The sequence below is a fragment of the Longimicrobium sp. genome (assembly GCF_036388275.1).
Lineage (GTDB): Bacteria > Gemmatimonadota > Gemmatimonadetes > Longimicrobiales > Longimicrobiaceae > Longimicrobium.
In genome coordinates, this window is sequence record NZ_DASVSF010000060.1 from 29,471 (window position 1) to 54,174 (window position 24,704).

A 24,704-nucleotide genomic window follows, 5' to 3' on the forward strand; every position below is an offset into this window, starting at 1 on the left:
CGTGCGGGTTCGCGGCTGGGTGATCGCCGGGCTGGGCCTTTGCGCGTTCGCGGAACGCGCGGAGGCCCAGTCTGCGCGCGTGGACCGCCGCGGGCCGCTGGAGCTGCCGGCGCGGGCGGGCGAGGCGGTCACTGTGCCCTTCCGCGTCACCAACACCTCCGGCGCCCCGGCGACCATCGAGCCTTCCCTTGCGCTTCCTGCCGGGTGGCGCGCGACGGGTGGCACCGCGCGCGAGCTGGCTCCCGGGGAAGCCGAGCTGCGGCTGGTGGCGGTCCGCGTGCCCTCCGGCGCGGCGGCGGGGCGCCACGTGGTGCGCTACTCGGCGTCGTCGTCGGCGGATTCCGCCGTGCTCGTGGTCCCCGAACGGCGGGGGATCGCCGTAGAGCCGGTGGAAACCTCGGCCATGTCCATCGCCGGCGACGAGTACGCCATCCGCTTTCGCCTGTCCAACCGCGGCAACGTGGCGGAGCGGCTGGTCCTTCGCGCGGCGGACGACCAGGGCGCCCGGCTGCGCGCGGACTCGTCCTCCATTCTGCTGCCGCCCGCGTCGGAACGGGTGATCGCCGTGCGCGGGACGACGGAGCGCGGGGCGCCCGCCACGGTGCGGCACCAGGTGACGCTCCACGCCTCGTCCCTCAGCGATTCCGCGTCGGGACGGGTGCTGCTGACCGTCGTGGCGCGGGGCGGGGGCGGCACCCGGCGCCGGCGCCTTCCCGCGGAGCTGGCGGTGCGCGCGGCGGATTCGCTGTCGGCCGCCGGCTTCTCATTTTCCGCGCGTGGTGCGCTGGACCGCGCGCAACGGGTGCGGCTGGACGTCCTCGCGCGCACGGCCGATCCCGCGGGGACGCCCTTCGCGCGCCAGGACGAGTATCGGGTGCGCCTGGACGCGCCCGGCCTTTCGCTCCGTGCGGGGGATGACGTCTACTGGCTTTCGCGACTCACCGGGCCCGGACGCTACGGCTTTGGCGTGGGCGCGACGGCACGGCGGGGGGTGCTGAGCGCGGGAGGCATCGTTTCCCGCGACCGCCGCGGGGACGGGATCGGTGGGATGACCGGCGGCTTCGTGCGCGTGGGCGGCAGGCGCGCGCGCGTGGGGCTTACGATGCTCGCCCCGGACTCCGCGCCCGGCCGGTGGACGGTGGAAGGCGCCTCCACGCTGTCGCCCCTTCTGTCCATCGAGGTGGAGGCGGCACCGGGTGAGCCCAACCTGCCGCGCGCCCTCCGTGCATCCGGCCACACCCGCGTCCTGACGTACGACGTGCAGCACCTTCGCGGCGCGGATGCGGGCGGCTACATCGGCTCGGCGGACCAGGACTTCGCAACGGTGGTGCTGCGCCCGGCGGGTCAACTTACGCTTTCCGCTTCGGCGCGGCGCGGCGGCGACCTGCGCCGGCCGGGCGACACGATTCAGACGTTCTCGAATTCACGCTCGGCCTCCATCGGGTGGGGAAGCTGCTTGAACGTGGAGTACCGCGAGACCGGCGGCGACACGGCGTCGCGCGGCGATCTGCGGTCCGTCCGCGGGCGGCTCGGCATCCCGGTGTTCCGGCGCGCGTGGCTGCATCCCGCGTACGAGGCCGGCACCGTCGTTCCGCTTCCGGGCGCCGCCCCCGCGGCCTTTCGCGTCGCGTCGCTGCAATCCACCGTATCCACGCGCGGCGGCGCTTCGGCGTGGATGGTGGTGCAGCGGCGGGAGGGCGCGTCGGCGTCGTCGCTCGCGGCGCGGGAGTGGTCGGGCGCGGCGTCGGTGCAGGTGCCGGTGCTCGCCGGAACGTGGGTGCGGGTGGCCGCCCACGCGCGGCGGCCGGGCGGAGCGCCGATGGACGCGCGGGTGGACCTTTCGCTGGAGCGCACCCTGGGCGCCGGGCACCGGGTGACGCTGCGGGGGCTGGCGAACGCGGGGATCGCCGGCGGATGGGACCGGCGCGGGACGATGGAATACGCGCTTCCCGTAGCGATTCCGCTTCCCGGGCGCGGAGAGGGGCAGGCGACCGTGCGCGTGTTCGACCCCGTGACGGGGCGCGGCATCCCCGACGTGCTGGTGCGCCTGGCGGACCGCATCGCCATCACCGACCGCCGCGGGATCGCGGGCTTCGCGGGGCTGGCGGTGGGATCGTACACCGTGCGGGTGGACGGGGGCGCCGGACCGGAGCGCGTGGCGAACCGCGACCTGCCGGTGCCCGTGACGGTGGATGAGGACGGTGGCGGACGCGTGGAGATCGGGCTGGAGCTGGCGGCACGGATGACGGGCCTGGTGGAGCGCGTGCCTGCGGCGGCCGGGGCGGATTCGGCGGCGGCGCCACTGGCCGGCGTGGAGGTGGAGCTGTCGGGCTCCGGCGGCGTGCGCCGCGCCGTCACCGATGCCGAGGGGCGGTTCGAGGCGACGGGGCTGCGGCCGGGGTGGTGGCGGGTGACCGTGGTGGCGGCATCACTGCCGCGGCATCACGAGGCGCCCGAGCACCAGATGATCTTTCTGGCACCCGGTGGGGCGGAGCGGGTCTACCTGCGGGTGATGGAAAAAGTGAGGCCGGTGCAGATGATCCAGTCTACCGAACTGACGCTCCAGTAGGTTTGGCGCGCTCGAGGGCTGCCGCGCAGGCCCCGGTCAACCCCCTCTCCCCGGCTTCGCAGGGGAGAGGCAGAGTTCGATCACGCTTCGGCCGAGTCACGCGCGAAACCCAGAGGGCGCGGGCCGAAGGATCTAACCGCGGATGCCTTTCAGCTTGGGCGCGGCAGCGGGCACCGCAACATTGGACGCGGACCCATGGCTCGGGATGAGCCCCGACACGGGCGGTTGAAACCGCTGCAACAAACACACGAAGTCCGCCTTCGCGGACTGGCTGGCACGGATGTGTGTTGGAGTGTGTCGCGCGACCGCGTAGAGGTGCCGACGCGGCTTCGGATCGAGCAGCGGGGGCGAGGTGCCGATGCTGGTGAAGCCCCGGGGGGTTCAGGCTGCCTGACGACGGTGCGGTGAAATGCTCAGCCCCGGCGTGCGATGCGCGCCGGGGCTTTTCGGTGGAGCTGGGGGCGGCCTGCCGGCCCGAGGTCGCTCAGCGCGACCGCAGGAGGATGGCACCGGAGCCGTGGTCCACTCCGAACTGCTGGGTCGCCGCGCTCCCGTCCAGGTACTGGATCTCGCGGATTTCGCTGGTCTGGATCTGCCGCAGCGCAGCGACAGTGCCCACCTTGGCCCCGTCCCGATACACCCACACCAGCTCGGGCTTGTTGAACGACGAAGCGCCGCGCGTGCGCAGCCACGCCCCGCGCCCGCGCTGGAGGAACGTGTACAGGTCCACGGGGGTGCCCGCGGAAAGCTCTTCGAGCGTCACACGGTTCCGGTCGCGACGGGGTGCGCGGGGCGCCCGCTCTGCCGCGGCCGCGTTTCCGGCGGACGCCGTGGCGGCAGGCGCCGTGGCGGGAGCCGCCTCCTGCGCCGAAACGGCACCGGCGGTGCTGAGGGAAAGGACGGCGGCCAGGGCCACGCTGCGCAAGCTAAGATGAGACATGGTGTCAACCAGGAGAGAAGGGTGGATGGGGTCGGAGCGGGGCGGGGGCCTGCGCGCCGGCACTCTCCATAAGACGTATGCAACCTCGAAAAAGTTGCATCTCCGCCCCAATCAGTTGCGGATCGCGAGCGCGCCGTTCCGGCCGAAATCCCGCTACCGCCTTCTCTCCCAACGGGTTACGGCGCGGTGGGCGTGCCCTGGGCGGTGTCGGCGGCGCCGGCCGTGTCCACCCCCTGGCCGCCAGCCGCGGGCGGGTTGGTGCCCATGCCGGCGGTATCGACGGGCTGGCCCGTGCTCAACCCGGTGGACGTTCCCGTGGTGGTGCCCACCGCGCCCGCCGTGTCGGGGCTGCCCTGCACATCGGTCTTGCTGCCCTCGTCTCCACCGCCGCCGCACGCGGCCAGCAGCAGCGCGGCCAGGGGTACCATGATCGTGCTGCGCTTCATCGCTGTTTCTCCGGGCTCAGGTTGTGTTCAGTCCATGGGGATCCCGGGCCGCCGCCCTGCAACAACCGGACGCGCGGGTGCGGGCACAAAAAGCGGGGCCGGCCGCCGGCGGGAGCGTGTCCCGTCCGGCAGCCGGCCCGTCGAGTAAGCGCACGCGCGCCGGATCAGGGCGTGGTGGTGCCGCCGGTCGTCCCGCCGGTGGTGCCGGTCGCGCCCCCGGTTGTACCCGTGGTGCCGCCCGCGGGCGCGGCGCCCACACCCAGGCCGGTGGTGTCGCCGGGCATGGCCGTGCCGGTGCCGGTCGTGGCGCCCGTGCCCATGTTCGGATCCATGGTGCCGGTGCCGGTGGTGCCCGTGCCGGCGCCCATGTCGGTGCTGGTGGTCGCGGCGCCGTCGGTGGTGCCCGTCTCGCCGCCGGCCGCGCCTTCTTCACCGCCGCCGCCGCAGGCAGCCATCAGCGCAATCGCCGGAACCATGATGAGCAGCTTCTTCATCCGTACTCTCCCTTGCTGGATCGTCCCCGGCGCCACGAAAGGCGCCGCTCGCATGCCACCCGCGGCACGCGGCGCCTGGGAGGGTGCACCCCGGATACCGGGAATGTCGCAGATGCCGTCCGGATGCCGCCGGTGTGTTCGCGCGCGTGGGAACCGAACGTGCGTCCGATGGTACAAGGGAGTCTGACCGGGAGCTGGGTGGCTCCCGCCTGGGGTTACGCCCGCGGTTCAATGCGCCGCTGACGTCCGCCGCGGGCGTTGCCGTTTCATCAGTGTACGAAGAGAGCGCGCTTGGCCAAGGAAGAGGGAATCGTCGTTGAGGGGCAGGTGACCGAAGTGCTTCCGGACCGCAAGTACCGGGTCGTGCTGGAGAACGGGCACATCGTTCTGGCCTACGGGGCGGGGAAGATGACCAAGTTCAAGATCCGCGTGATGGTGGGGGACCGCGTCACGGTTTCGCTGTCCCCGTACGACCTGACCCGGGGCCGGATCACGTACCGCCACAAGTGAGCCCGCGGGCCACACGCCCGCACCATCGCACGAACACGGAGGAAGTGGAATGGCGATCGGCAACAGCATTCGGCGCATTCGCGAAGAGGATCTCTTCGTGAACCATGAAGCGCGGCCGGATTGGATTTCGGCGACGGACCGTACGCCCGCGGTGGGCGAACACGTATTCTGCACGGCGGGCCAGGGCGTGGTCACCGCGCTGCTGGGCAAGACGGGTGACGGCAGCCGCCTGCTGCAGATTCAGCTCGACGACCCCACCACCAAGCCGTTCTTCGCGGCCGCCTCGAACGTGCTGGTAGCGCCGCGGTAAGCGCCGCTCCACTTTCAGGGCCCACGCGGAAGCCCGGACGACTCCACGAGTCCTCCGGGCTTCGTGCATTCCCCCGGTTCCGCCGACAGAGGATCACGCAGAGCCGCGGGAGACGCCGGGACGAGATGGAGCTTCCCGTCCCTCTCTTTCTTCCTCTCTCTGCGGCTCTGCGCCTCTGCGTGAGGCCTTCCCGTTCTGCCGTGAACGAAAAAAGGGCCGCCCCGTTGCCGGGGCGGCCCTTTCTGTCAGTACCGCTGAGCCTTAGCCCACGCGGGTGACGTTCTCGGCAGCGGGGCCCTTCTGGCCCTGCACCACGTCGAACTCCACGCGCTCACCCTCGGCGAGCGTGCGGAACCCCTGGCCCTGAATGGCCGAGTGGTGGACGAAGCAATCCTTCGCGCCATCTTCGGGGGTGATGAAGCCGAAGCCCTTGCTGTCGTTGAACCACTTGACGGTCCCAGTCGTACGCATCCCGTAACTCCGTGTTTGTTGACCGACTCTCGAGGTTGCGGGACTTCCGAACCTGATCGCCTGTGCTGCGCGCGGGTGTCATGGCCGCCGCGCCGACCCGCGATAGAGAGCTCCAGGAAACGAAATAGACCCGGGAAGCGAGCGCGCCCCAGGTCTTCTCAGTCCTCTGGCCTCTCTGTCGCAGGACCAAATGTAGCACGTGCAGCCCCGCCTGTCAACAGCCCTGCATCGCTGTTACGCGGATGCGCATCACGGGGCCGGGTCTTTGCACCAGCGCCCCGGCAATTCCCGCTCGCCACGTGAGGCGCGGGCGTACGCCACTCAGCTCGCAAACGGTTTCAATGCAGGCGTTTACGGCCGCTCCGCATCACGACGTCCTCGTTCTGCTCATCCAGATCGCCCTGCTCCTGGCGTGTGCCAGGCTGCTGGGCGAGCTGGCCCAGCGGTTCGGGCAGCCCACCGTGGTGGGCGAGATCCTGGCGGGCATCGTCCTGGGCCCGTCGCTGCTCAGCGGCTTCTTTCCCGCCGTGGGGCACTGGATCGTGCCGCAGACGCCGGAGAGCGGCCACCTGCTGGAGGTGGTGAGCCTGTTCGGCGCCATGTTCCTGCTGCTGCTCACCGGGTTGGAAACCGACCTGCGGCTGATCCGGCGCCATTCCAGGACGGCGCTGGCGGCGTCGGCGGGGGGCATCATCGTGCCGTTCGCCACCGGGTTCATGCTGGGGCAGTACCTGCCCGGCGCGCTGCTGGCCGATAACGGCGAGCGCCTGGTGTTCGCGCTCTTCCTGGCGACCGCCATGAGCATCTCGGCCATTCCCGTGATCGCCAAGGTGCTGCTGGACCTGAACCTGATGCGCCGCGACATCGGCCAGACCATCATCGCCGCCGGCATGGCCGACGACGCGGTGGGGTGGATGCTGCTGTCCGTGGTGGTGGGGCTGGCGCGCAGCGGCGAGCTGGAGGCGGGGGCGGTGGCCTGGTCCGTCGGCAAGGTGGTGCTGTTCATGGTCGTCAGCTTCACGGCGGCCAAGTGGCTGGTGGCGCGTACCATCGCGGTGGTGCAGGACCGCATGGGCAGCCACTTCCGCATGCTGTCGGCCGTGGTGGTGCTCACCTTTGCGTGGGGCTCGGTGGCGCAGGCGCTGGGGCTCGAGGCCATGCTGGGCGCCTTCGTGATGGGCATCCTGCTGGGGCAGCTGCCGCGCCTTCCGCACCGCATCCGCGAGCACATCGAGCAGATGGCCATCGGCATCTTCGCCCCCATCTTCTTCGCGGTGGCGGGGCTCAAGGTGAACGCGCGCAGCCTGCTGGAGCCGCGGCTGATCCTCATCACGCTGCTGGTGATCCTGGTGGCCAGCTTCGGCAAGGTGGTGGGCGGCTACTTCGCCACCCGCTTCTTTGCCCGGTGCGACCATTGGACGGCGCTCAGCTTTGGCGTGGGGCTGAACGCCCGCGGCGCCATGGAGATCATCATCGCCAGCATCGGCCTGAGCCTGGGCATCCTTTCGCAGGAGATGTTCTCCATCATCGTGGTGATGGCCATCACCACCTCGGTCATGGCGCCTCCGCTGCTGCGATGGACGCTTTCGCACATCACCCCCGGCGAAAACGAGATGCGGCGCCTTAAACGCGAGGAGGCGGCGGAAACCAGCCTGCTGGGCGCGGTGCGGCGGGTGCTGCTTCCCGTGCGCTGCGTGGTGAACGAGCGCCGGTCGATCATGACGCTCGAGGCGCAGCTCGTCACGCAGATGCACTCGCACGAGCCGCTGGCGCTCACGCTGCTCACCGTTCCCGACGGGTGCACGCGTGACGAGGCGGCGGCGTACCTGGACCGCATCGCGGAGCTGTTTCCCGGGATCGAGACCACGCGCAAGATCGTGGAGGGCCGCGTGGGCGACGTAATCCTGGACGAGGCGCAGAAGGACTACGACCTGCTGCTGCTGGGCGCCTCGCACGTGGACCCGAGCTCGCGCGAGCTGTTCAACCCGCTGGTGGACTACGTGATGCGCGTGTCGCCCTGCCCCACGCTGGTGGTGAAGGGGCGGCTGAGCGACTACCACTGGCCGCCGCAGCGCGTGCTGATCCCCACCAACGGCTCCATCGCGTCGCGGAACGCCGCGGACGTGGGCTTTACGCTGTCGGATTCCTCGGCCGAGGCGGTGGTGCTCCACGTGGTGCGCGAGCCCGAGGGCACGCGGGCGCACAACCGCGAAACGATGCTGGAGGTGGAGATGCCGGCGGCGCGCGCCATCGTCGACGAGCTGGTGAAGCGCGGCGAGGTGCAGGAGGTGCGCACCACGGGCGAGGTGCTGTGCTCGCGCGAGTCGGACCAGACGATCCTTCGCTACGCCGAGGAAGAGGGCGTGGACCTGATCGTCTTGGGCACGGACCTGCGCCCCGGCTCCGACCGCCTGTTCCTTGGGCCGCGCGTGGAGCGCATCCTGATGAACGCGCACTGTCCCGTGGCGATCGTGAACGCTCCCCAGTAAAAGAGCGTTTCACGCAGAGGTCGCAGAGATGAAAGAGAGGACGCAGAGGAGCCACGTTTCGGCTCTCTGCGTCCTCTCGGCTCACCCATGAGCACGCGCCGCCAATTTGTCATCCTGAGGCCCAGGCGCGCCTTTCCGGCCCGCAGCACATTCGTCGCGGGCCGAAGGATCTAGCCTGGGGCACGAACGAGCCAGGGCGCGGCAGCGGTCACGAACGCAGAGGCCTCGGCTCCGCTGGGGCGAATGAATTCGCGGCAACCACGGCCCGAAGTCCGCCTTCGCGGACTGCATCCGCGGCTGTGGATCGCCGCCCCACCGAACGCGCTGCGTCCGCACCTCCGCGGCCTGTCCCGCGCCATGGCGGGGCACAAAGGTGGAACAAACCGTGCACAAGCCTGGCCCGCTTTCTCGCCGCGCCGGGTATCCCATCCGTCAGGCCTCCGCATCCGCCGAAAGGCCAGTCGTGAAATCTCTTCCCAGAATCAGCTCGCGCCTGCGCGTGGCTGCCGCAGCCACCGTCGTCCTTGCCGTCGCCGCGGGCGGGCTGCTGGCGTCGGACCACAAGGACGGGCCCATCACCACCGACAATCCTGCCATCGACATCGCCGACGTGTACGCGTTCGTCAGCCCCACCAATCGCGAAAACCTGGTGCTGGTGATGAACGTCCACGGCTTCATCCCGCCGGCCGAGGCCGGGGCGGTGTCGTTCGACTCGCGGCTCCTGTACGAGTTCAAGATCGATACGAACGGCGACGCGGTGGAGGACCGGGTGATCCAGGCCCACGTCACGGGCGCCGGTACGGGCCAGACGATCCACTTCCGCGGGCCGGCGGCGCCTGCAATGGCAGGCACCACGAGCGAGATGCTCTCCGGCGGCGGGATGGTGTCGGTGCCTTTCACCTCCACAGGTGAGGCGCGCACGGCCCGCGGCGGCGGCATGACGGCGTTCGCCGGGGTGCGCGACGATCCGTTCTTCTTCGACTTCGCGCGCTACCAGCAGATCGTGGGCGGCACCGCGGACGCCTTCCGCGAGCCGGGGATGGACACCTTCGCCGGCACCAACGTGCTGGTGATGGCGGTGGAGGTTCCCGTGGCGTCCATCGGCGGGGGGCCGCGGCTGGGCGTGTGGGGCACGATCAGCCGGCCGGGCGGGGCGCGGGTCAGCAAGGACGCGGGCGGCGGCGGCGCGCGGTACCACCAGGTAGACCGGCACGGCGTGCCCGGCAACGCGGTGGTGTTCATCCCCAAGCCGCAGGTGCCGGACTACAACCGCGCCGCGCCGTCGGGTGACCGCCGCGACTACCGCGACGAAGTGGTCGCCAGGCTGATGGAGTTCGGCCAGACGCGCGAGGGCGCCAACCGCATCGCCGACATGGTGCTGCCCGACCTGCTGACGATCGACACGTCGCGCCCCACGGCCTACCCCAATGGACGGGCGCCGGCGGACGACGTGATCACGGCCAACCTGATGACCGTCTTCGGCACGAACGACAAGCTGAACGACGACCACGTGGATGCCAACGACAAGGCCTTCACGGGGGCCTTCCCCTTCCTCGCGGCGCCCCACACCCGGTGAGGTGGCGGCTTCTGCTGGCTGGCGGCGGCGCGGCCGCCGCCGCGCTGGCGTTCGGCGCGCTCACGATGCGGCGGGCGGATGCGCGCCCGGCGGACGCGGGCGCCGAGGTGGCCACGCTGTCGCGCAGCATCGCCTTCTTCGAGCAGCGGCTGGCGGCGGACCCGGAGAACTTCCTGGCCGCCGGGCACCTGGCCGACCGCTACCTGCTGCGCTACCAGCTGGCGGCCGGTGAGGGAGACGTGCGGCGCGCGGAGCAGGTGGCCCACGCCGCCCTGCGCGTGGCGCCCAACCGCGCCGGCGCGTTGGCCCGGCTTTCCAGCATTCACCTGACGCAGCACCAGTTCGCCGAGGCGCTTTCCGCTGCGGAGCAGGGCGTGGCCGCCGACAGCACCGACGCCGCGGCGCTCGCCGCATTGTACGACGCGGCGATGGCCTCGGGGCGGTACGGCCGCGCCATGTGGGCCGCGGGACGGCTGCCGGCGGCGTCCCCGGCGCGGGAGATCCGCACCGCGGGGTGGCTGGCGGCCCAGGGCGAGGTGCAGGCGGCCCACGCGATGCTGGAGCGCACCTGCCAGGGCTTTCGCGACGAGTCGCTGCGCCCGCAGATGATCGCGTGGTGCCTGACGGAGCTCGCCGGCCTGCGCAACGAGGCCCGGGGCCCCGCCGCCGCCCGCACGCTGCTGAACGAGGCGCTGCGGGTGCAGCCCGGCTACCGCGGCGCCGTCGAGGGGCTGGCGGCGCTGGCGCACGCGGAGGGCGACTGGAAGGAGTCCGCCCGCCTGTACGGCTCCATCGCCAGCGACGCGCACCCCGACATCCACCTTCGCCTGGCCGAGGCGCACCGTGAGCTGGGCGACCCCGGCGCCGCGGCCCGCCACGAGCAGGCGTTTCTGCGCGTGGCGTCGCGGTCGGAAGCCGAGCCGCTGCACGCGCACCCGCTGGCCCTGTTCTACGCCGCCACCCCGGCTACCCGCGACGCCGCCCTGGCTGTTGCGCTGCGCGACGTGCGGCGCCGCCCGGTGGTGGAAAGCTGGGACGTGCTGAGCTGGGTGAGGTTCCAGCGAGGCGAGCTGGGCCAGGCCCTGGCCGCCTCCGATTCGGCCGCGGCGTGGGGTGCGCCCAGTCCGACGATGCAGTACCACCGCGCGCGCATCCTGCGGGCGCTTGGCCGCGAGGGGGAGGCCGCGCCCCTTCTGCGCGAGGCGCTGCGCCGGCCGGACCTGCTGGAGCCGGAGGCCCGGCGCGAAGTGGCCGCGTCGCGCCGGGGCTGAGCCGGGCGCAACCCTTGCTCAACCAGCGCCGGCCTCGTCACCCGCGATGAGGGCGCCGGCGGTGCGTCGGCCGCGGTGGAATCTCCTTTTGCCGAGCGTATGACTGGGGCCCTCTGGTTCGTGGTGGTGGGTGTTCTGCTGGTGGCCATCGCGCTGTCCCGCTCGGTGCTCATCCGCCTGCCGCTTTCCACGGCCATGCTGTACCTGGCGGCCGGGTTCTTTCTCGGACCGCACGGCGTGGGGCTCCTGCGGGTGGACATCTACACGCAGTCCGCCATGTGGGAGCGCATCACCGAGGTGGCCGTGCTCATCTCGCTCTTCGGGGCCGGGCTCAAGCTGCGCGCGCCCCTGACCGACGGGAGCTGGTTGACTCCCCTGCGCCTCGCCACCGTATCGATGACCGTGACGGTGGGGCTGGTGACGCTCGTCGGCGTGTTCGGGATGGGGCTTCCCGTCGGCGCGGCGGTCCTGCTGGGGGCGATCCTGGCGCCCACCGACCCCGTGCTCGCTTCCGACGTGCAGGTCACGCACCCGACGGACCGCGACCGCCTGCGCTTTGGCCTGACGGGCGAGGCCGGGCTGAACGACGGGACGGCGTTTCCGTTCGTGATGCTGGGACTGGGGCTGCTGGGGCTTCACGAGATCGGCGAGATGGGGTGGCGCTGGTTCGCGGTAGACCTGCTCTGGGCCGTGGCGGCGGGGCTGGGCGTGGGTGCCCTGCTGGGAACGCTGGTGGGACGCCTGGTCATCTACCTTCGCCAGGTTCATCGCGAGGCGGTGGGGCTGGACGACTTCCTGGCGCTGGGCTTGATCGCGCTGTCCTACGGCGTGGCCCTGCTGGTCCTGGGCTACGGGTTTCTCGCGGTGTTCGCGGCGGGTCTGGCGTTGCGGCGGATCGAGCGGCAGTCCACGGGCGGTGAGGCGCCGCCCGAAGACGTGGCGCTCGCCGGCTCCGCGGCCGAGGCCGACGAGGTGGCCACCGACCCGGACAAGGCGCCCGCGTACATGGCCCAGGCGGCGCTGGGATTCGTGGAGCAGCTGGAGCGGATCGGCGTCGTGGCGGTGGTGCTGCTGCTGGGCGGAATGATCTCGTGGAACTTCCTTCCTGGTGTGGCCCTGTGGTTCATCCCCCTGCTGTTCCTGGTGATCCGCCCCGTGTCGGTGTACGTGGGGCTGCTGGGCTCCAGCACCACGCACGTACAGCGCGGGATGATCGCGTGGTTCGGCATCCGGGGCATTGGCTCCGTGTACTACCTGACGTATGCCATGCAGCACGGGCTGCCGGAGGAGTTCAGCCGCGCGGTGGCCGCGCTGGTGCTGGCCACCGTCGCCGTGTCGGCGGTGGTCCACGGGATGTCCGTCACGCCGCTGATGGGGCTGTACACTCGCGGGCGGGAAAAGGAGGAGGGCGAGTCTGGGTCGAGCGCATCAGGCCAGCCGAAGCGCGAGCTGTCATCCTGAGTCTTTCACCGTCCTCCGGCCGACCCTGAGGGATGAAAAGGGCTCGCGGGCGCCGTTTATGATTTGGACGAACTGGACTTTTTCTATTCAGGCCCAAGCGCACCCCGCCGTCCCGTACGACGAGCCACGCGGGGCAGAAGGCTCTGACCGCGCCCGCGTACAAGCCAGGGCGCGCCAAAGAACGGATGGGGGGCAAGAAAGCAAGGGGGCGGCCCTGGTGGGCCGCCTCCTCCGTCATCAGGTTTCGGGCAACTCTTTTGGTCTGACGGCTCCGAACTGGGTTTCAGCCATCTGCACGTACGCGTGCTGCGTATGGGCGGACGCAAAGAAGCCGGCCCGTATGCGCTCCAGCACGGCGCCGCTCACGGGTTGCCGCTGCCGTGCGGTGCCGTCCGCAGCTAGTTTCGAAAGCCGTTCACCCGTCCATCGGATCACCTCCCGGTACGACACCGATGTGGGGTGGCGGATGAACGGGTGATCCCCCACATCAAGAATGCACGTACGATCCGAGTGCGAACGCAGAGATGTGAGCATCACGGCCAAGTATGCATCCGCAGCGCCCGCCGGGCCCCAGAGAATGACCCACAAGTGCGGAGACGGAACCCTGCCGCCGGTCAGAAGGAAGGTATCTCCCGCGGTCGTGGGCATACATCGTCAGGCAAACAGGGATGCGGCATACGCGGCATGGTCCCACTCCGCCTTCATCTCCGCGACATCTTCGGTGGAGTAACCCTCGCTCAACAGGATTTCGTCGGGACTGATGGGCAAGGATGAGCCCTCGGGATCAGTCCACTCTGGCAGGGTGTGCGTAAACTTCACCAACTCCCACCTGTCCATGTGTCCATAGCGCCGGAAGATTTCGTCGATCAGGGTTTCTTCGGCGGGAGAGAGCTGGTCGTTCGGAACGGCAGCCCCGGGATTCTTCAGCGCTACCTCGTAGTTGCGCTTGGGCCCGATGTACTTGTCCCAATATCCGTCTTCGTACATCTCGGGCTCGTTGATCCGGTTCAGCGTAGCGCTCAGCACCGGTCCATAGGGCATGGAGACGTAGGAATCGGAGGTGAGGGGAGCACCAAAGCGCACCAGGGCTTCCCGCTCCGTCAGGTAGAGCAGTTTGATGAGCTTCATGTAGCTCATCCTGCCTCCACGGAGCTGGAGCAGCCGAGCAGCGGCCTGGGTGGCCTTTTCTTCACGGTAGCGTCTACGCATCGTGTCTCTCCTCTTTCTTGCTCCGCTTCGAACACCGGAGACGCCGATTCCGTTCCCCCGAAGGCACTGCCGAGGGAACACCAAGACGTTGTGGCGCAGCCTGTTGTGGGAGCATCGAGAGCATCGAGGGGAGACCCCGCTCCTTGTGCTGGACAAGATGCTGCGATCCCGCGAGTCCGGCAAGCTCATTGCTACGATACCGAAGATTTGCCGAAGAGTCAACTCTTTCGTCCAGAGGAATCGTCAGGGTGAGCCGGCCGCGCTCCGGGGCCGGCCCCCCGCGACGACCGCGATGAATCCCACGAAGCGGCCGGTTTCCATGGCGATCCCCTCCGCGGGCGCCACCAGGGCCTGCACGGCGCCCCCATCCAGGAACAGCGCGTCCGTGCACCCCAGCCGGTCCCTGAACAATGCGGCGAGATCGTTGAGCGACACCGGATCACGCGACACGGCGATGAACACGCGACGGGGAGACGCGACGCAGATCGCCGTGCGCCGCAGCGGCGTGTTGGAGAACCGCGACACGGGCTGCCCGCTTTCCAGCAGCCGCGGCCCCGACTGCGTCGCCTCGCGCATCCGCGGAACCAGCGCCGCCGCCGCCCCGCGCCGTACGAGGCGCGCCGTGCCGTCGTTCATCACCGCGAAGACGCCGTTCGGCCGCGGGCGGAAGAAGTTGCCCGACGTGCTGTCCGTCGTGTTGAGCGGGACGAGCGTCCGGCCGCGCTCCACGTGCAGCCCCTTGGGCGCGTCCTGCGGCGTGTAGATGCCGGAGTTCACGACCGCGATGACCCGCTCGCCCGCGGCGGATAGCGAATCGGCGAGCACCGACGCGCGGCGGTACGGCTCGCCGTTGACATCCTCCCAGTGCATCTGGATGCGTGCCCGGTCCAGGTCCACCGGGACCACGTAGTAGCGGGCTCCCCGAAACGCCATCTCCTGGACGCCTCCCGAGTCCGTTTCGATGGGCGGAGCGGGCGCGGTCGACGGCTCGGCTGCGAACGACGGCGATGTGTCGGCTGGGGTGGCGGCCTCGGCGCGCTCCGGCGGACTCGCGCGGCAGCTCCCGAGCGCAAGCGTGAGGGCCAGGATGGAGATTCGCGTAGAACTGCGTGGCATGCGTTGGTCGGGGCGATGGTCCGCGATCATGACCTACATCCCTCGATGGATGCAAGACGCGCCGCCTTGCATCTGAGCAGGGCGGCGCGTCCGGTCAGCGGTGGTGGACAACCGCTTACATCGCCTGCGTCGTCCCGCCGCCAGCCTGGGCGGGGATCTGGGCGCAGGCCACCGGCGCCATCGGGTTGTCACCCGCGCCGGCGTGGAAGTTCACCACGTGCTGGCCGTTCATCACCGTCGCGATCGGCACCTCGACGGTGCTCGTGGACGTGCCGTTGCCGTTGGCGCGCTCCACGGTCTGCAGCGGCGCCACCACGGCGCCCAGGTTGTCGCACGTTCCGGAGTGGATGTGCCCCGGGTGCGATCCGCTTCCCGTCCCGGTGAGGGTGACGGTGACCATCGTCTGGTTGGCACCGTGCTCCATCAGCTGCGCCGTCCCGGTGATCCCCGAATTGCCGAGCGCGGCCATCTGGAGGGTGGGGTTCGACGCGCTGCTGTGCGATGTGTCACCCGGAACGGCCATGCCGGCGCTGTCGGCCCCCGGCATCGGCGCTACGGTGGTGGAGGAGACGGTGTCGCTCGATGCGGGCGCCTGCCCCTCGTCGCCATCGCCGCCGCACGCGGCCAGCGCCACCAGCACGAACGGAATCGCAATCAGGCCTGTTTTCATCTTCGTTTCTCCTGGAAATGGATGGGCCCGCGCGAGGTGGCGCGCGCCGCACGGCACCCACACGCATTCGCCGTGCTCAACCTTTGTTCAGCTTTGGCCGTAGACCGGAACGGCCGCCCCGTTGACCGGCGCAGACTCCGGAGACGCCAGGAACAGCACCACGCGGGCGATCTCGTCCGGCGGCGTCCACCGGCTGAAATCGGCCCCGGGCATGGCGGCGCGGTTCGCGGGCGTGTCGATGGTGCCCGGCAGCACGGCGTTGGCGCGCACGCCGCCGCGGTTCTCCTCCGCGATGGCCTCGGTCAGCGTCAGCAGCGCCGCCTTGGACACCGCGTACGCCCCGTGGCCCTTGCGCCCGCTCACCGCCGCGCGCGAGGCGACGAACACCAGCGCGCCGCCCTCGCCCATCCGCGGGATCGCCGCACGGGCGAGCAGGAACGAGCTGCGCAGGTTCACGGACATCATCCGGTCCCACACCTCCACCGGCGTCTCGTGGATGGTGTGCCCGCCCGCGTAGCCGCCCATCGTGTGCACCGCCGCGTCGATGCGCCCGGCCCAATCCACCGTTCGCGCCACCGACTGCTCGGCCCCGTCCTCCGCTGACAGGTCCGCCCCGAACCACGTGACGCGCCCCTCGTGGCGCGACGCCAGCTCGGTCAGCCCGTCCCCTGGGCCGCCGTGGACGGGGACGGCCACGCGCCAGCCCGCCTCCAGGAACGCGGCGGTGACCGCCAGCCCCAGGTTTCCCGCACCGCCGGTAACCAGCGCCACGCGTTCCGTCATTCCTCCTCCACCGTTTCGTCCGTAGCGATGCCCACCGGCGCGCGCGGGTCCGGCGCCCGGCCGGCGGCGCTGACGAGCTCCGCCAGGCGCTGCGCCAGCTCCGCGGTCAGCGCGCCGTGGCGAAAGCGCCAGGCCCAGTTGCCCTCCGGCACGCCCGGCGTGTTCATCCGCGCCTGTCCACCGAGCCCGAGAACGTCCTGCAGCGGCATCACGGCCCACCCCGCATCGGAGTTCAGCACCGTCTCGATCATCCGCCAGTGCATGTCATCGTCTCCACCCGCCATCTTCTGCACGGCCCTGCGCGCGTCGCCGTCCGCGTCGGCGTACCAGCCCAGCGCGGTGTCGTTGTCGTGCGTGCCGGTGTAGGCGACGGCGTTGTGGACGTAGTTGCCGGGCAGGTGCGGGTTCTCGGGATCGTCCCCACCGAAGCCGAACTGCAGCACACGCATCCCCGGCAGCGCCAGTTCGTCACGCAGCGCCTCCACCTCTTCGGTGATGATCCCCAGGTCTTCGGCGATCAGCGGCAGCGCGCCCAGCTCGCGGCGCGCGGCGTCGAACAGGTCGCGCCCGGGGCCGGGCATCCACTCGCCGTGGATGGCCGTTTCCTCGTCCGCCGGGACGGACCAGTAGCTCTCGAAGCCGCGGAAATGGTCCACGCGGACAACGTCCACCATCTGCAGCGTACGGCGGAAGCGCTCGATCCACCAGCGGTAGCCGTCCTGCTTCAGCACGTCCCAGCGATACAGGGGGTTCCCCCAGCGCTGCCCGGTTTCGCTGAAGTAGTCCGGCGGCACCCCCGACACCTCCGTGGGCATGCCGCGGTCGTCCAGGTTGAACAGGCGCTGGTGGGCCCACACGTCGGCGCTGTCGTGCGCCACGAAGATGGGCACGTCGCCCACGATCTGGATGCCGTGCGCGTTGGCGTAGCGGCGCACGGCGGACCACTGCAGGTCGAACAGGTACTGTGCGTAGGCGTGGCGCTCCACCTCGGCCGCCAGTTCGCGGCGCGCCTCGGCCAGCGCGGCGGGCTCGCGGCGGCGCAGGGCATCGGGCCAGGCGACCCAGCCCTTGCCGCCGTGCCGCTCGCGAAGGGCGCGGAAGAGTGCGTAGTCCGGCAGCCACTCCGCGTTTTCGGCCTGGTAGCGCGCGAACTCCGCCCGCAGCTCCTCGTCTTCCGACTCCACCAGCACGCGGTAGGCGCGGCGGACCACCTCGTCCTTCCACGCGGCGACGGCGCCGAAGTCCACGCAGTCGTCGTCCATCTCCTCCGGAGGCGCGACGGAGCCGGCGGGGAGCAGCCCGTGCAGGTGAAGCTCCGCGGGGCTGATGAGCAGCGGGTTGCCGGCGAAGGCGGAGAGCGCGTTGTACGGCGACCCTCCTTCGTTTACCGCCACCAGCGGCAGCAGCTGCCAGAGCGACTGCCCGGCCTCCACCAGCCAGTCGACGAACCGGAATGCGTGCTCGCCCAGGTCGCCGATGCCGGGGCCGGGCAGGGAAGTGGGATGGAGCAGAATGCCGCTGGCGCGCCCCGCGATCGTGGGCGAATCAGGCATCGGCAGCCTTCCCGGACTTCGCGGACTTCGACGCCTCAGCGGATCGCGCCGGCTCGATTGACTTGGCCGACTCTGCCGACTCCGGCGCCTCGACGGACCTCGCCGCCGGCTCCGCGGACTTCACCGGCTCGGCAGACTTGGTCGGCTCAGCCGATTTTGCGGGCTCTGCGGTCTTCACCGGGTCGGAGGACTTCGCCGGCTCCGCGGCCCTCCTCGGCTCAGCGGATTTCGCGGGCTCCGCGACCGGCAGCACGTAGACGACTTCCGCTGGGTTCAGCTCCAGCGTTTCCGGGATGGGCTCGCCGCCTTCAGGCATGTCGTCGCGGCAGACGCGGAACATCCGGTGCGACTTCACGGAGCCGGCCAGCGGGCCCAGCGACATCTCTCGCCCCTCTTCCCACACCTTGTTGATGATGATCCACCCGCGCTGCGACCCGTCGTCGCTGCGCCGCTGAAGGAGCAGCCGGTCGCTGTCCAGCCCGAACTCTGCGCGCAGGTGCCCCTCGCCCTGCAGCAGCGGATGCGAGAGCTTCAGCCGGTTGACGCGGGTGATGAACGGGCGCAGGTCCCAGTGCCGCCGCTCCCAATCGGACGGCGCCGTCTGCACCACGTTCACCTGCTTGCGAAAGCCGAACTCGTAGCCGATGGGCATCATCACCCCGGCCGAGAATGCCGCCGCGACCGCGTATCGCTGGCGCTGCACCTCCTGCCGCCCGCCGCTTTCCTCCGCCATCCGCGGCGTGTCGTGCGACTCGGGAAAGGCGATGGAGGGCGCGATTTTGCCGAACTCCTCGTGCTGCTTGAGCGCCCACGCTTGGCTGAGGTCCCACCACTTGGACGAGTTGAAGAAGTAATCGAACCCGGCGGACTTCAGCGCCACCACTTCCTCCACCGGCGCGCCCAGCGTCTCGGCGAAAAAGACGACGTCTGGGTTCACCTTGCGCGCCTCGGCGATCAGGAAGCGCCACAGCTCGGCCGGCACCTTGTATGCCGCGTCGCAGCGGAATCCGCGGAAGCCCAGGTCGACGGCCTCCACCACGATCCCCGCCCAGTACCGCCACAGCTGTTCGCGGCCCTGGTGCGTGTTGTTGTCGATCTCCGCCAGGTCGCCCCAGACCGTGACCTTGGACGGGTCGTCCGGATCGACCACGAACGGGCTGCGCACCTGGCCGTGCTCGTCGCGCTCGTACCACTCCGGGTGTTGCTCGATCAGCGGCGAGTCCTTGCTGGTGTGGTTCACCACCAGGTCCATCACCGGCTTCATTCCCATCGCGCTGACCTGCTTGAGCGCGTACCGCAGCGGCTCCAGGCTCATGGGCTCGGCGCCCGCGGGAAGGAACGCGGGATTCAGCCGGCGGAAGTCCTTGACTGCGTACAGGCTGCCGCTGAACCCGGGGTAGTGCCACGGGTTGATGTACAGCCACTCGAACTCCATCTCCCGCGCGCGCCGCGCATGCTCCGCCCAGCGCGTGGTCGGGCCGACCAGGCGCGGAAAGAGGTTGTACATCAGCGGCGGCTTCACGCGCGGCCTCCCAGGATGGAGCGGATGCCTTCCACCGGCACCCACAGCCAGTCGGGGCGGTTGTTCATCTCGTATCCCAGCTCGTACACGGCCTTTTCCAGCTCGAAGACGGCCAGCACGCGGTCCATCGTCTCCGGGTCCTGCGGAACGATGGAGGAGCCCGCGACGGTGCGGCGGTAGGCGCCCAGGTACAGCTCGCGCGCCTGCGCCTCCCATGCGTTTGCCCAGCGCTCGATGGCCAGCTTCAGGCGCAGGTCGTCGGTCTTGAACTCCTGCATGGCCACGCGCACGGCGTAGTTGAACGAGCGCAGCATTCCCGCCACGTCGCGCAGCACCGACTTCTTGGCGCGGCGGTCGGCCAGCGGGCGGGCGGGCTCGCCCTCGAAGTCCAGCACGTACCACTCGCTGCCGTTGGGCGCGTCGTGCTGCGCGCGCAGCACCTGGCCCAGGTGGTAGTCGCCGTGGTAGCGCGCCTTGACCGTGTTGCCGGTGAGCGCGCGCAGGTCTTCGCCGCGATGGCGAAGGTCGGGCGCGGCGCGCACCACCTCCTGGAGCGACGCCTGCACGCCGTGCTTGAACGAGCCGGGGATGGCTTCCAGCTGCCGGCCCAGCTCGCCCAGCACCGTGTCGACCTGCTTGCGGAAGCCTTCGATGGCCCGCTGCACGCCGTCGTCCGTCACCGGCTCGGGGGCGAACGCCGGGTCGTCGCTTACCGACGCCAGCGCCAGGTGCATTTGCGCCGTGGTCTCGCCCAGCCGCTCGATGGCGGGGAAGATGTCTCCCGCCATCCGCCGCACCGCCTCCTGACCCGAGACCGTGTCCGGGTCGGCCGCGCTGCGCGAGGCGGCGGAGAGGTAGCGGTGAAGCGCCTTGAGCGTCACGCTCCACGCGTCGCCCTGGTTGGGGACGAACTCGAAGAGGCCCGCCACCGAGTGCACGTCGCCGTGCTGGTTACGGTAGTCGATCCACCCCGCCAGCGCCGGCACCGAGCGGAAGCCCGCCTTCTGGGTGAGGAAGCGTGTGACCTCCAGGTCGGGGTTGATCCCCGGCTCCAGCTTGCGGAACACCTTCATCACCAGGTTCTCGCCGAACACCAGCGACGTGTTGCTCTGCTCGGTGCCCACGGGCCGCACGGGGCCGGTAGATTCCACCTTGTCCACCGCGCCGGTCAGGTGGCCGCTGAACTGGCCGATGCGCGTCTTCAACTGCCGCTCGAACGCCATCACCTCCAGCAGCGATCCCGCCACGCGCCGGTCCGCCAGCGCCTCGTACAGCCTCACCTCGCCCGCCTCGCCCAGGTGCGAGACGATGGGCTCGGCCGCGGGCGCGCCGGGCTCGCCCGTGGGGCGCAGGGTGAAGGGGAGCAGGTACAGCTCCGGCATCCCCTCGCTGTAGCAGACGCGGGCGACGCCCAGCAGCAGCGTGGGCGCGCGCTCCGGGTGCACGACGGCATCGTCGGCGTGCTCGATGCTGGTGATGTCGCGCGCCTTGCTGCGGAACCAGCGCTGGACGCGCACCCACTCCGTCGGCACGCCGCGCATCAGGCCCACGACCAGGTCGCTGCCCTCCAGCATCGTCGCGTCCTGCTGCGCCCACTCGCGCGCCAGCTCCGGGTCGATCTCGCCCTGGTCCGCCGCGCGCGGGGTCCGCAGCCCGAACCAGAAGAAGCCGTACGGGCTGAGGGTCAGCGCGTACGGCGTTTCGTCGATGGGCAGGAACGCCGTGTCGCCCAGCAGCTCCACGGGAATGCGCCCGGCGTACTTTGTAAGGTCCAGCCGCACCGCCTGCGCCGCGCCCGACAGGTTGTTGACGACCAGGATCACGTCTTCGCCGTACTCGCGGATGTAGGCGAGCACGTGCGGGTTTTCGGGCTCCAAAAAGGTGATGGATCCCCGGCCGAACGCGCGGTGCTGCTTGCGGACGCGCACCAGCCGCTTGGTCCAGTTGAGCAGGGAGAAGGGCGAGCGCTCCTGCGCCTCGACGTTCACCGACTGGTAGCCGTAGACGGCGTCGGAGATGGCGGGCAGGTACAGCCGCTCGGGCTCGGTGCGGCTGAAGCCGGCGTTGCGGTCGGGCGACCACTGCATAGGCGTGCGCACGCCGTCGCGGTCGCCCAGCCACACGTTGTCGCCCATGCCGATCTCGTCGCCGTAGTAGATGATGGGCGAGCCGGGCATGGTGAAGAGAATGCTGTTCAGCAGCTCGATCTTGCGCCGGTCGTTCTCCATCAGCGGCGCCAGCCGGCGGCGGATGCCCAGGTTGATGCGCATCCGCGGGTCGGCCGCGTACTCGCGGTACATGTAGTCGCGCTCCTCGTCGGTCACCATCTCCAGGGTGAGCTCGTCGTGGTTGCGCAGGAACATGCACCACTGCGTGTTCTCGGGGATGGCCGGCGTGCGCTCGATGATCTCCACGATCGGCTTCCGGATCCCCTGCCGCACCGCCATGAAGATCCGCGGCATCAGGGGAAAGTGGAACGCCATGTGGAACTCGTCGTCATCGCCGAAATACGGGCGGACGTCCTCGGGCCACTGGTTGGCCTCGGCCAGCAGGATGCGTCCGGGATAGTTCTTTTCCAGCCGGACGCGGAACTCCTTGAGGATGTCGTGCGTCTCGGGCAGGTTCTCGCAGATGGTGCCTTCGCGCTCGATCAGGTACGGCACGGCGTCGGCGCGGAACCCGTCGAGCCCGCGCTCCAGCCAGTACTCCATCACCCGGAACATCGCCTCCTTGACCTCGGGGTTGTCCCAGTTGAGGTCTGGCTGGTGGCTGAAGAAGCGATGCCAGTAGTACTGCTGCGCCACCGGGTCCCACGTCCAGTTGCTGGGCTCGGTGTCGGTGAAGATGATGCGCGCTTCCTTGTACAGCGTGTCGTCGTCGCTCCACACGTAGAAGTTGCGCTCGGGGCTGCCCTTGGGGGCGCGGCGCGCGCGCTGGAACCAGGGGTGGTCGCTGCTGGTGTGGTTCAGCACCAGGTCGGCGATCACCTTCAGGCCGCGCTTGTGGGCCTCGTCGAGAAAGCGCTGGACGTCGTCGAGGGTGCCGTAGCTGGGATGCACGCCGTAGTAGTCGGCGATGTCGTAGCCGTCGTCGCGCAACGGAGACGGGTAGAAGGGCAGCAGCCAGATGGCGTCGACGCCCAGCCCGGCCACGTAGTCCAGCCGCTGCACCAGCCCGCCGAAGTCGCCGACTCCGTCCTGCGACGAGTCCTGGAAGGCCTTGACGTGAAGCTCGTAGAAAACGGCATCCTTGTACCACAGCGTGTCGGCGCTCAACGCGGGGCTCCCTTGTTCTGGCTCTCGTGTGTGCTTGGTCCGCGCCCTGGGGCGGAGCTCTTCTGCGGGCGCTCGACTGCATGGCAGGACCGGCCCGGCGGACCGCGCGGCTGCAGGAAGTGCGCCGGGGGTGGGGGCAGAAGGGAAGTGCGAGAGTGCGGACCGGGACGGAGCCGTTGCAGCCGACGGGTTGTCGGATGATGTTGTTCACCGGTGCGATTGCGAGCCTGGGTTGGCTCAGCCTGGCTGCAGGCGTTCAGCCCGTTCCCGGAGCCCTGGAGAGAAAGCGTGCCGGAATCGTACTCGCTGGACCAGTGGATCTGGACGCACGCTGATTGGGAGCGGATGGGGTGGCACGACGCCACCGTCCACGCGATGGGCTACGCGTCAGCCAGCGAGTGGGAGTTCGCGTTTGACATTGACTACATCCTGGCGTGGGTGCAGCCGGCTCCGGGCCAGAAGCACTTCACCTTCTGGGTTGCGCCAGCGACGCTGATCTTCGAGCACGTATCGGATCTACGGATCGACATGGAGCCCCGGGGCGAGATCTCAGTGCAGGACCTTCGATGCGATGACGAGCAGCCGCTGCGCCCAGGGTTCGACGGTCCTGCCTCGGACTGGCGTTGGACGCTGGACTGCAACGAGGGAGAGATCTCGATGCGCGCCACCGGCTTTCGCCAGATCTTCCGCCGCCCCCCGGTCCATCGCGACCATCAGAAACTCGCGCTTGATGACCGCGGAGGCATTTCATTCAGCGAAACCCCTCCTGTTTGAGCGTGTCCTTGGATTGAATTGAAACCCTCGGTGTCCTTCTACCTTGGTGGGCGCATCCAGTGCGGGGTTCGGTCTCCTGCTTCCATTCCAGGTCTTGGGGCGCTGACATCTGAGTTAAGGACGCTCGAATGCTAGAAGTGGGTCAGGAAAGGTTCGCGGAACCACGGTTGCGGCCCAACGGAATAGTTCCAATGCTGAGCGCTGCACCTCCCACAGAGCGGCAGGGTCACTGATTTCAGGCAGATTTCGGATTACGCTCGCATTCCCGTGCGCGAGAGCATTTCGTACTTCCTGCAATCGTTGCAGCCCTGCGATCATTCCTGAATGAGCGACCGGCTGCCCGTAGATTCTCCGAGTGACCTTTTCCACGATCCCAAGTGGCTGGGAGGGGACAGCCTTTCGCGCGTCAAGCTCAGATAGGCGATGGTCCGCCTCCTCACGAAGGAGCGCCTCGCACGCAATCGCAGTATCCAGGATCGCACGCTCCCGTTCACCGAACGCGGAGAAATAGAAAGAGTCGAGCAATGCTGTCGCCGAAAGCGGCGAGTCGCCCCCAAGCGACAAGGCAGCCCAGACCAGTTGAAAGTGCTCGTTAGTAAGTTTCGCTTCCGAGTGCAGCCGTGGTCGAATAACTGCTTCATCTTGCGAATCTAGCGAAGCTGGTTCGCCGGAAGGGTGCACCTCGAAACTAATTCGCCGAGTGCCGAACACGCCGTCGTGCCCTCGATTTATCCACCACTGTCGGAGCCAGAGGCGGCACAATCTCAGAAATCTGTCAACCGTCGCGCTCGCGGCGTGGCGAAACGCCTCCGTCGATCCGGCGCCGTAGACGTCGACGCGCATGGCAGTGGCAATCACGAGGTCCGCCTCGTCTGGAATAACACGCTGCACGGCGAGGCGAATGATCGACTGCGTTGCGGCCCGTGCTTCTGGTGCGCTGGGGATTCGCTCATAATCGACTGCCTCATCGAAATTCGCGTCAGCACGGTTCACATGTGGCGGCCAAAGGCGACACGTTAGATCACCAACGCGCACCAGCATCGGTGGGATTTCTGATGCTGCCCGCTCGATCCCGAATGGGAAGACAAACACGAATGCGCGCCCCGCCGTTGTTGGCAGTGGGGGAATAGGCAGGGTCAACTGTTTTTCGGACGAACCACTCATGTGTTCCAATTTCTGTATAAGTGTGGTAGCCCGGCGCCGGACAACCTCGTAGGCGAAAGCTGAGGCGGGATTGCGTCTCTCCCAGTACCGAGTGCACGGGT

21 protein-coding genes are annotated in these 24,704 nt (G+C 69.5%); 8 read left to right on the forward strand and 13 right to left on the reverse strand.

From position 1 onward, the window contains the following. Window position 1: 1 nt before the first annotated feature. Window positions 2-2,569 (forward strand): carboxypeptidase regulatory-like domain-containing protein, encoded by a 2,568-nt coding sequence (locus VF632_RS12605; RefSeq protein ID WP_331023251.1) that lies wholly within the window; start codon window positions 2-4, stop codon window positions 2,567-2,569. A 484-nt stretch (window positions 2,570-3,053) separates the two neighbouring features. Here the strand turns inward: VF632_RS12605 and VF632_RS12610 are convergent, their stop codons facing one another. The 3 genes from VF632_RS12610 to VF632_RS12620 all read right to left on the reverse strand — a co-directional run bounded on the left by VF632_RS12610 (window position 3,054) and on the right by VF632_RS12620 (window position 4,449). Continuing rightward, the gene (locus VF632_RS12610; protein WP_331023252.1) at window positions 3,054-3,509 is read right to left on the reverse strand and encodes a hypothetical protein; all 456 of its coding nucleotides are present in this window, start codon (window positions 3,507-3,509) and stop codon (window positions 3,054-3,056) included. A gap of 176 nt (window positions 3,510-3,685) precedes the next feature. Then, complete coding sequence (locus tag VF632_RS12615) at window positions 3,686-3,955, reverse strand: hypothetical protein (protein ID WP_331023253.1); 270 nt, start codon at window positions 3,953-3,955, stop codon at window positions 3,686-3,688. A gap of 164 nt (window positions 3,956-4,119) precedes the next feature. Beyond that, window positions 4,120-4,449, reverse strand: coding sequence for a hypothetical protein (locus tag VF632_RS12620; RefSeq protein WP_331023254.1), 330 nt, complete (start codon window positions 4,447-4,449; stop codon window positions 4,120-4,122). Between the two features lie 291 nt (window positions 4,450-4,740). Between VF632_RS12620 and infA the strand changes: the two genes are divergently transcribed. Together infA and VF632_RS12630 are read left to right on the forward strand one after the other, a co-directional pair. Further along, window positions 4,741-4,959, forward strand: coding sequence for a translation initiation factor IF-1 (gene infA / locus VF632_RS12625; RefSeq protein ID WP_331023255.1), 219 nt, complete (start codon window positions 4,741-4,743; stop codon window positions 4,957-4,959). Window positions 4,960-5,008: 49 nt separating this feature from the next. Then, a complete protein-coding gene (locus VF632_RS12630) occupies window positions 5,009-5,269 on the forward strand; it encodes a hypothetical protein (RefSeq protein ID WP_331023256.1) in 261 nt (86 codons plus the stop codon). A gap of 261 nt (window positions 5,270-5,530) precedes the next feature. On the opposite strand, the gene cspE is transcribed toward VF632_RS12630, so the two are convergent. Next, the gene (gene cspE / locus VF632_RS12635; RefSeq protein ID WP_331023257.1) at window positions 5,531-5,740 is read right to left on the reverse strand and encodes a transcription antiterminator/RNA stability regulator CspE; all 210 of its coding nucleotides are present in this window, start codon (window positions 5,738-5,740) and stop codon (window positions 5,531-5,533) included. A gap of 341 nt (window positions 5,741-6,081) precedes the next feature. Here cspE and VF632_RS12640 point away from each other — a divergent pair, with 341 nt between their 5' ends. The 4 genes from VF632_RS12640 (at window position 6,082) to VF632_RS12655 (ending at window position 12,537) form a co-directional block, all read left to right on the forward strand. Beyond that, the gene (locus VF632_RS12640) at window positions 6,082-8,229 is read left to right on the forward strand and encodes a cation:proton antiporter (RefSeq protein ID WP_331023258.1); all 2,148 of its coding nucleotides are present in this window, start codon (window positions 6,082-6,084) and stop codon (window positions 8,227-8,229) included. A gap of 463 nt (window positions 8,230-8,692) precedes the next feature. Beyond that, on the forward strand, window positions 8,693-9,805 hold the full coding sequence (locus VF632_RS12645) for a DUF4331 family protein (protein ID WP_331023259.1): 1,113 nt from the start codon (window positions 8,693-8,695) through the stop codon (window positions 9,803-9,805). Further along, window positions 9,802-11,076 carry a hypothetical protein gene (locus VF632_RS12650; RefSeq protein ID WP_331023260.1) on the forward strand — a complete coding sequence of 425 codons (1,275 nt, stop codon included), beginning with the start codon at window positions 9,802-9,804 and terminating at the stop codon, window positions 11,074-11,076. Before VF632_RS12645 ends, VF632_RS12650 begins: the two co-directional genes overlap by 4 nt. A gap of 99 nt (window positions 11,077-11,175) precedes the next feature. Beyond that, entirely contained in the window at window positions 11,176-12,537 is a 1,362-nt protein-coding gene (locus VF632_RS12655; protein WP_331023261.1) for a cation:proton antiporter, read from the forward strand. Between the two features lie 237 nt (window positions 12,538-12,774). On the opposite strand, the gene VF632_RS12660 is transcribed toward VF632_RS12655, so the two are convergent. The 8 genes from VF632_RS12660 to treS form a co-directional block, all read right to left on the reverse strand. Beyond that, window positions 12,775-13,080 carry a hypothetical protein gene (locus tag VF632_RS12660; protein WP_331023262.1) on the reverse strand — a complete coding sequence of 102 codons (306 nt, stop codon included), beginning with the start codon at window positions 13,078-13,080 and terminating at the stop codon, window positions 12,775-12,777. 111 nt (window positions 13,081-13,191) lie between these two features. After that, a complete protein-coding gene (locus VF632_RS12665; protein WP_331023263.1) occupies window positions 13,192-13,746 on the reverse strand; it encodes a Panacea domain-containing protein in 555 nt (184 codons plus the stop codon). Between the two features lie 243 nt (window positions 13,747-13,989). Further along, window positions 13,990-14,862, reverse strand: a complete 873-nt coding sequence (locus VF632_RS12670; protein WP_331023264.1) for a phosphodiester glycosidase family protein — start codon at window positions 14,860-14,862, stop codon at window positions 13,990-13,992. A 115-nt stretch (window positions 14,863-14,977) separates the two neighbouring features. Then, the gene (locus VF632_RS12675) at window positions 14,978-15,532 is read right to left on the reverse strand and encodes a hypothetical protein (protein WP_331023265.1); all 555 of its coding nucleotides are present in this window, start codon (window positions 15,530-15,532) and stop codon (window positions 14,978-14,980) included. A gap of 87 nt (window positions 15,533-15,619) precedes the next feature. Continuing rightward, window positions 15,620-16,315, reverse strand: coding sequence for an SDR family oxidoreductase (locus VF632_RS12680; protein ID WP_331023266.1), 696 nt, complete (start codon window positions 16,313-16,315; stop codon window positions 15,620-15,622). After that, complete coding sequence (gene malQ, locus VF632_RS12685; RefSeq protein ID WP_331023267.1) at window positions 16,312-17,868, reverse strand: 4-alpha-glucanotransferase; 1,557 nt, start codon at window positions 17,866-17,868, stop codon at window positions 16,312-16,314. The genes VF632_RS12680 and malQ overlap by 4 nt, the downstream gene beginning before the upstream one ends. Next, window positions 17,861-19,390: a hypothetical protein gene (locus VF632_RS12690; RefSeq protein ID WP_331023268.1), complete on the reverse strand. Its 1,530-nt coding sequence runs from the start codon at window positions 19,388-19,390 to the stop codon at window positions 17,861-17,863. Before VF632_RS12690 ends, malQ begins: the two co-directional genes overlap by 8 nt. After that, window positions 19,387-22,665 carry a maltose alpha-D-glucosyltransferase gene (gene treS / locus VF632_RS12695; RefSeq protein ID WP_331023269.1) on the reverse strand — a complete coding sequence of 1,093 codons (3,279 nt, stop codon included), beginning with the start codon at window positions 22,663-22,665 and terminating at the stop codon, window positions 19,387-19,389. The genes VF632_RS12690 and treS overlap by 4 nt, the downstream gene beginning before the upstream one ends. Before the next feature lie 288 nt (window positions 22,666-22,953). Here treS and VF632_RS12700 point away from each other — a divergent pair, with 288 nt between their 5' ends. After that, complete coding sequence (locus VF632_RS12700; RefSeq protein ID WP_331023270.1) at window positions 22,954-23,439, forward strand: hypothetical protein; 486 nt, start codon at window positions 22,954-22,956, stop codon at window positions 23,437-23,439. Between the two features lie 114 nt (window positions 23,440-23,553). Here the strand turns inward: VF632_RS12700 and VF632_RS12705 are convergent, their stop codons facing one another. Continuing rightward, the gene (locus tag VF632_RS12705) at window positions 23,554-24,603 is read right to left on the reverse strand and encodes a hypothetical protein (protein WP_331023271.1); all 1,050 of its coding nucleotides are present in this window, start codon (window positions 24,601-24,603) and stop codon (window positions 23,554-23,556) included. Window positions 24,604-24,704: the final 101 nt, after the last annotated feature.

Bases quoted from the DNA above. Each gene is read 5' to 3' on its own strand.
- VF632_RS12610 (WP_331023252.1), bottom strand. From the start codon at position 3,509: ATGTCTCATCTTAGCTTGCGCAGCGTGGCCCTGGCCGCCGTCCTTTCC.
- VF632_RS12615 (WP_331023253.1), bottom strand. From the start codon at position 3,955: ATGAAGCGCAGCACGATCATGGTACCCCTGGCCGCGCTGCTGCTGGCC.
- VF632_RS12620 (WP_331023254.1), bottom strand. From the start codon at position 4,449: ATGAAGAAGCTGCTCATCATGGTTCCGGCGATTGCGCTGATGGCTGCC.
- VF632_RS12630 (WP_331023256.1), top strand. From the start codon at position 5,009: ATGGCGATCGGCAACAGCATTCGGCGCATTCGCGAAGAGGATCTCTTC.
- cspE (WP_331023257.1), bottom strand. From the start codon at position 5,740: ATGCGTACGACTGGGACCGTCAAGTGGTTCAACGACAGCAAGGGCTTC.
- VF632_RS12640 (WP_331023258.1), top strand. From the start codon at position 6,082: ATGCAGGCGTTTACGGCCGCTCCGCATCACGACGTCCTCGTTCTGCTC.
- VF632_RS12655 (WP_331023261.1), top strand. From the start codon at position 11,176: ATGACTGGGGCCCTCTGGTTCGTGGTGGTGGGTGTTCTGCTGGTGGCC.
- VF632_RS12665 (WP_331023263.1), bottom strand. From the start codon at position 13,746: ATGCGTAGACGCTACCGTGAAGAAAAGGCCACCCAGGCCGCTGCTCGG.
- VF632_RS12670 (WP_331023264.1), bottom strand. From the start codon at position 14,862: ATGCCACGCAGTTCTACGCGAATCTCCATCCTGGCCCTCACGCTTGCG.
- VF632_RS12675 (WP_331023265.1), bottom strand. From the start codon at position 15,532: ATGAAAACAGGCCTGATTGCGATTCCGTTCGTGCTGGTGGCGCTGGCC.
- VF632_RS12680 (WP_331023266.1), bottom strand. From the start codon at position 16,315: ATGACGGAACGCGTGGCGCTGGTTACCGGCGGTGCGGGAAACCTGGGG.
- malQ (WP_331023267.1), bottom strand. From the start codon at position 17,868: ATGCCTGATTCGCCCACGATCGCGGGGCGCGCCAGCGGCATTCTGCTC.
- VF632_RS12705 (WP_331023271.1), bottom strand. From the start codon at position 24,603: ATGAGTGGTTCGTCCGAAAAACAGTTGACCCTGCCTATTCCCCCACTG.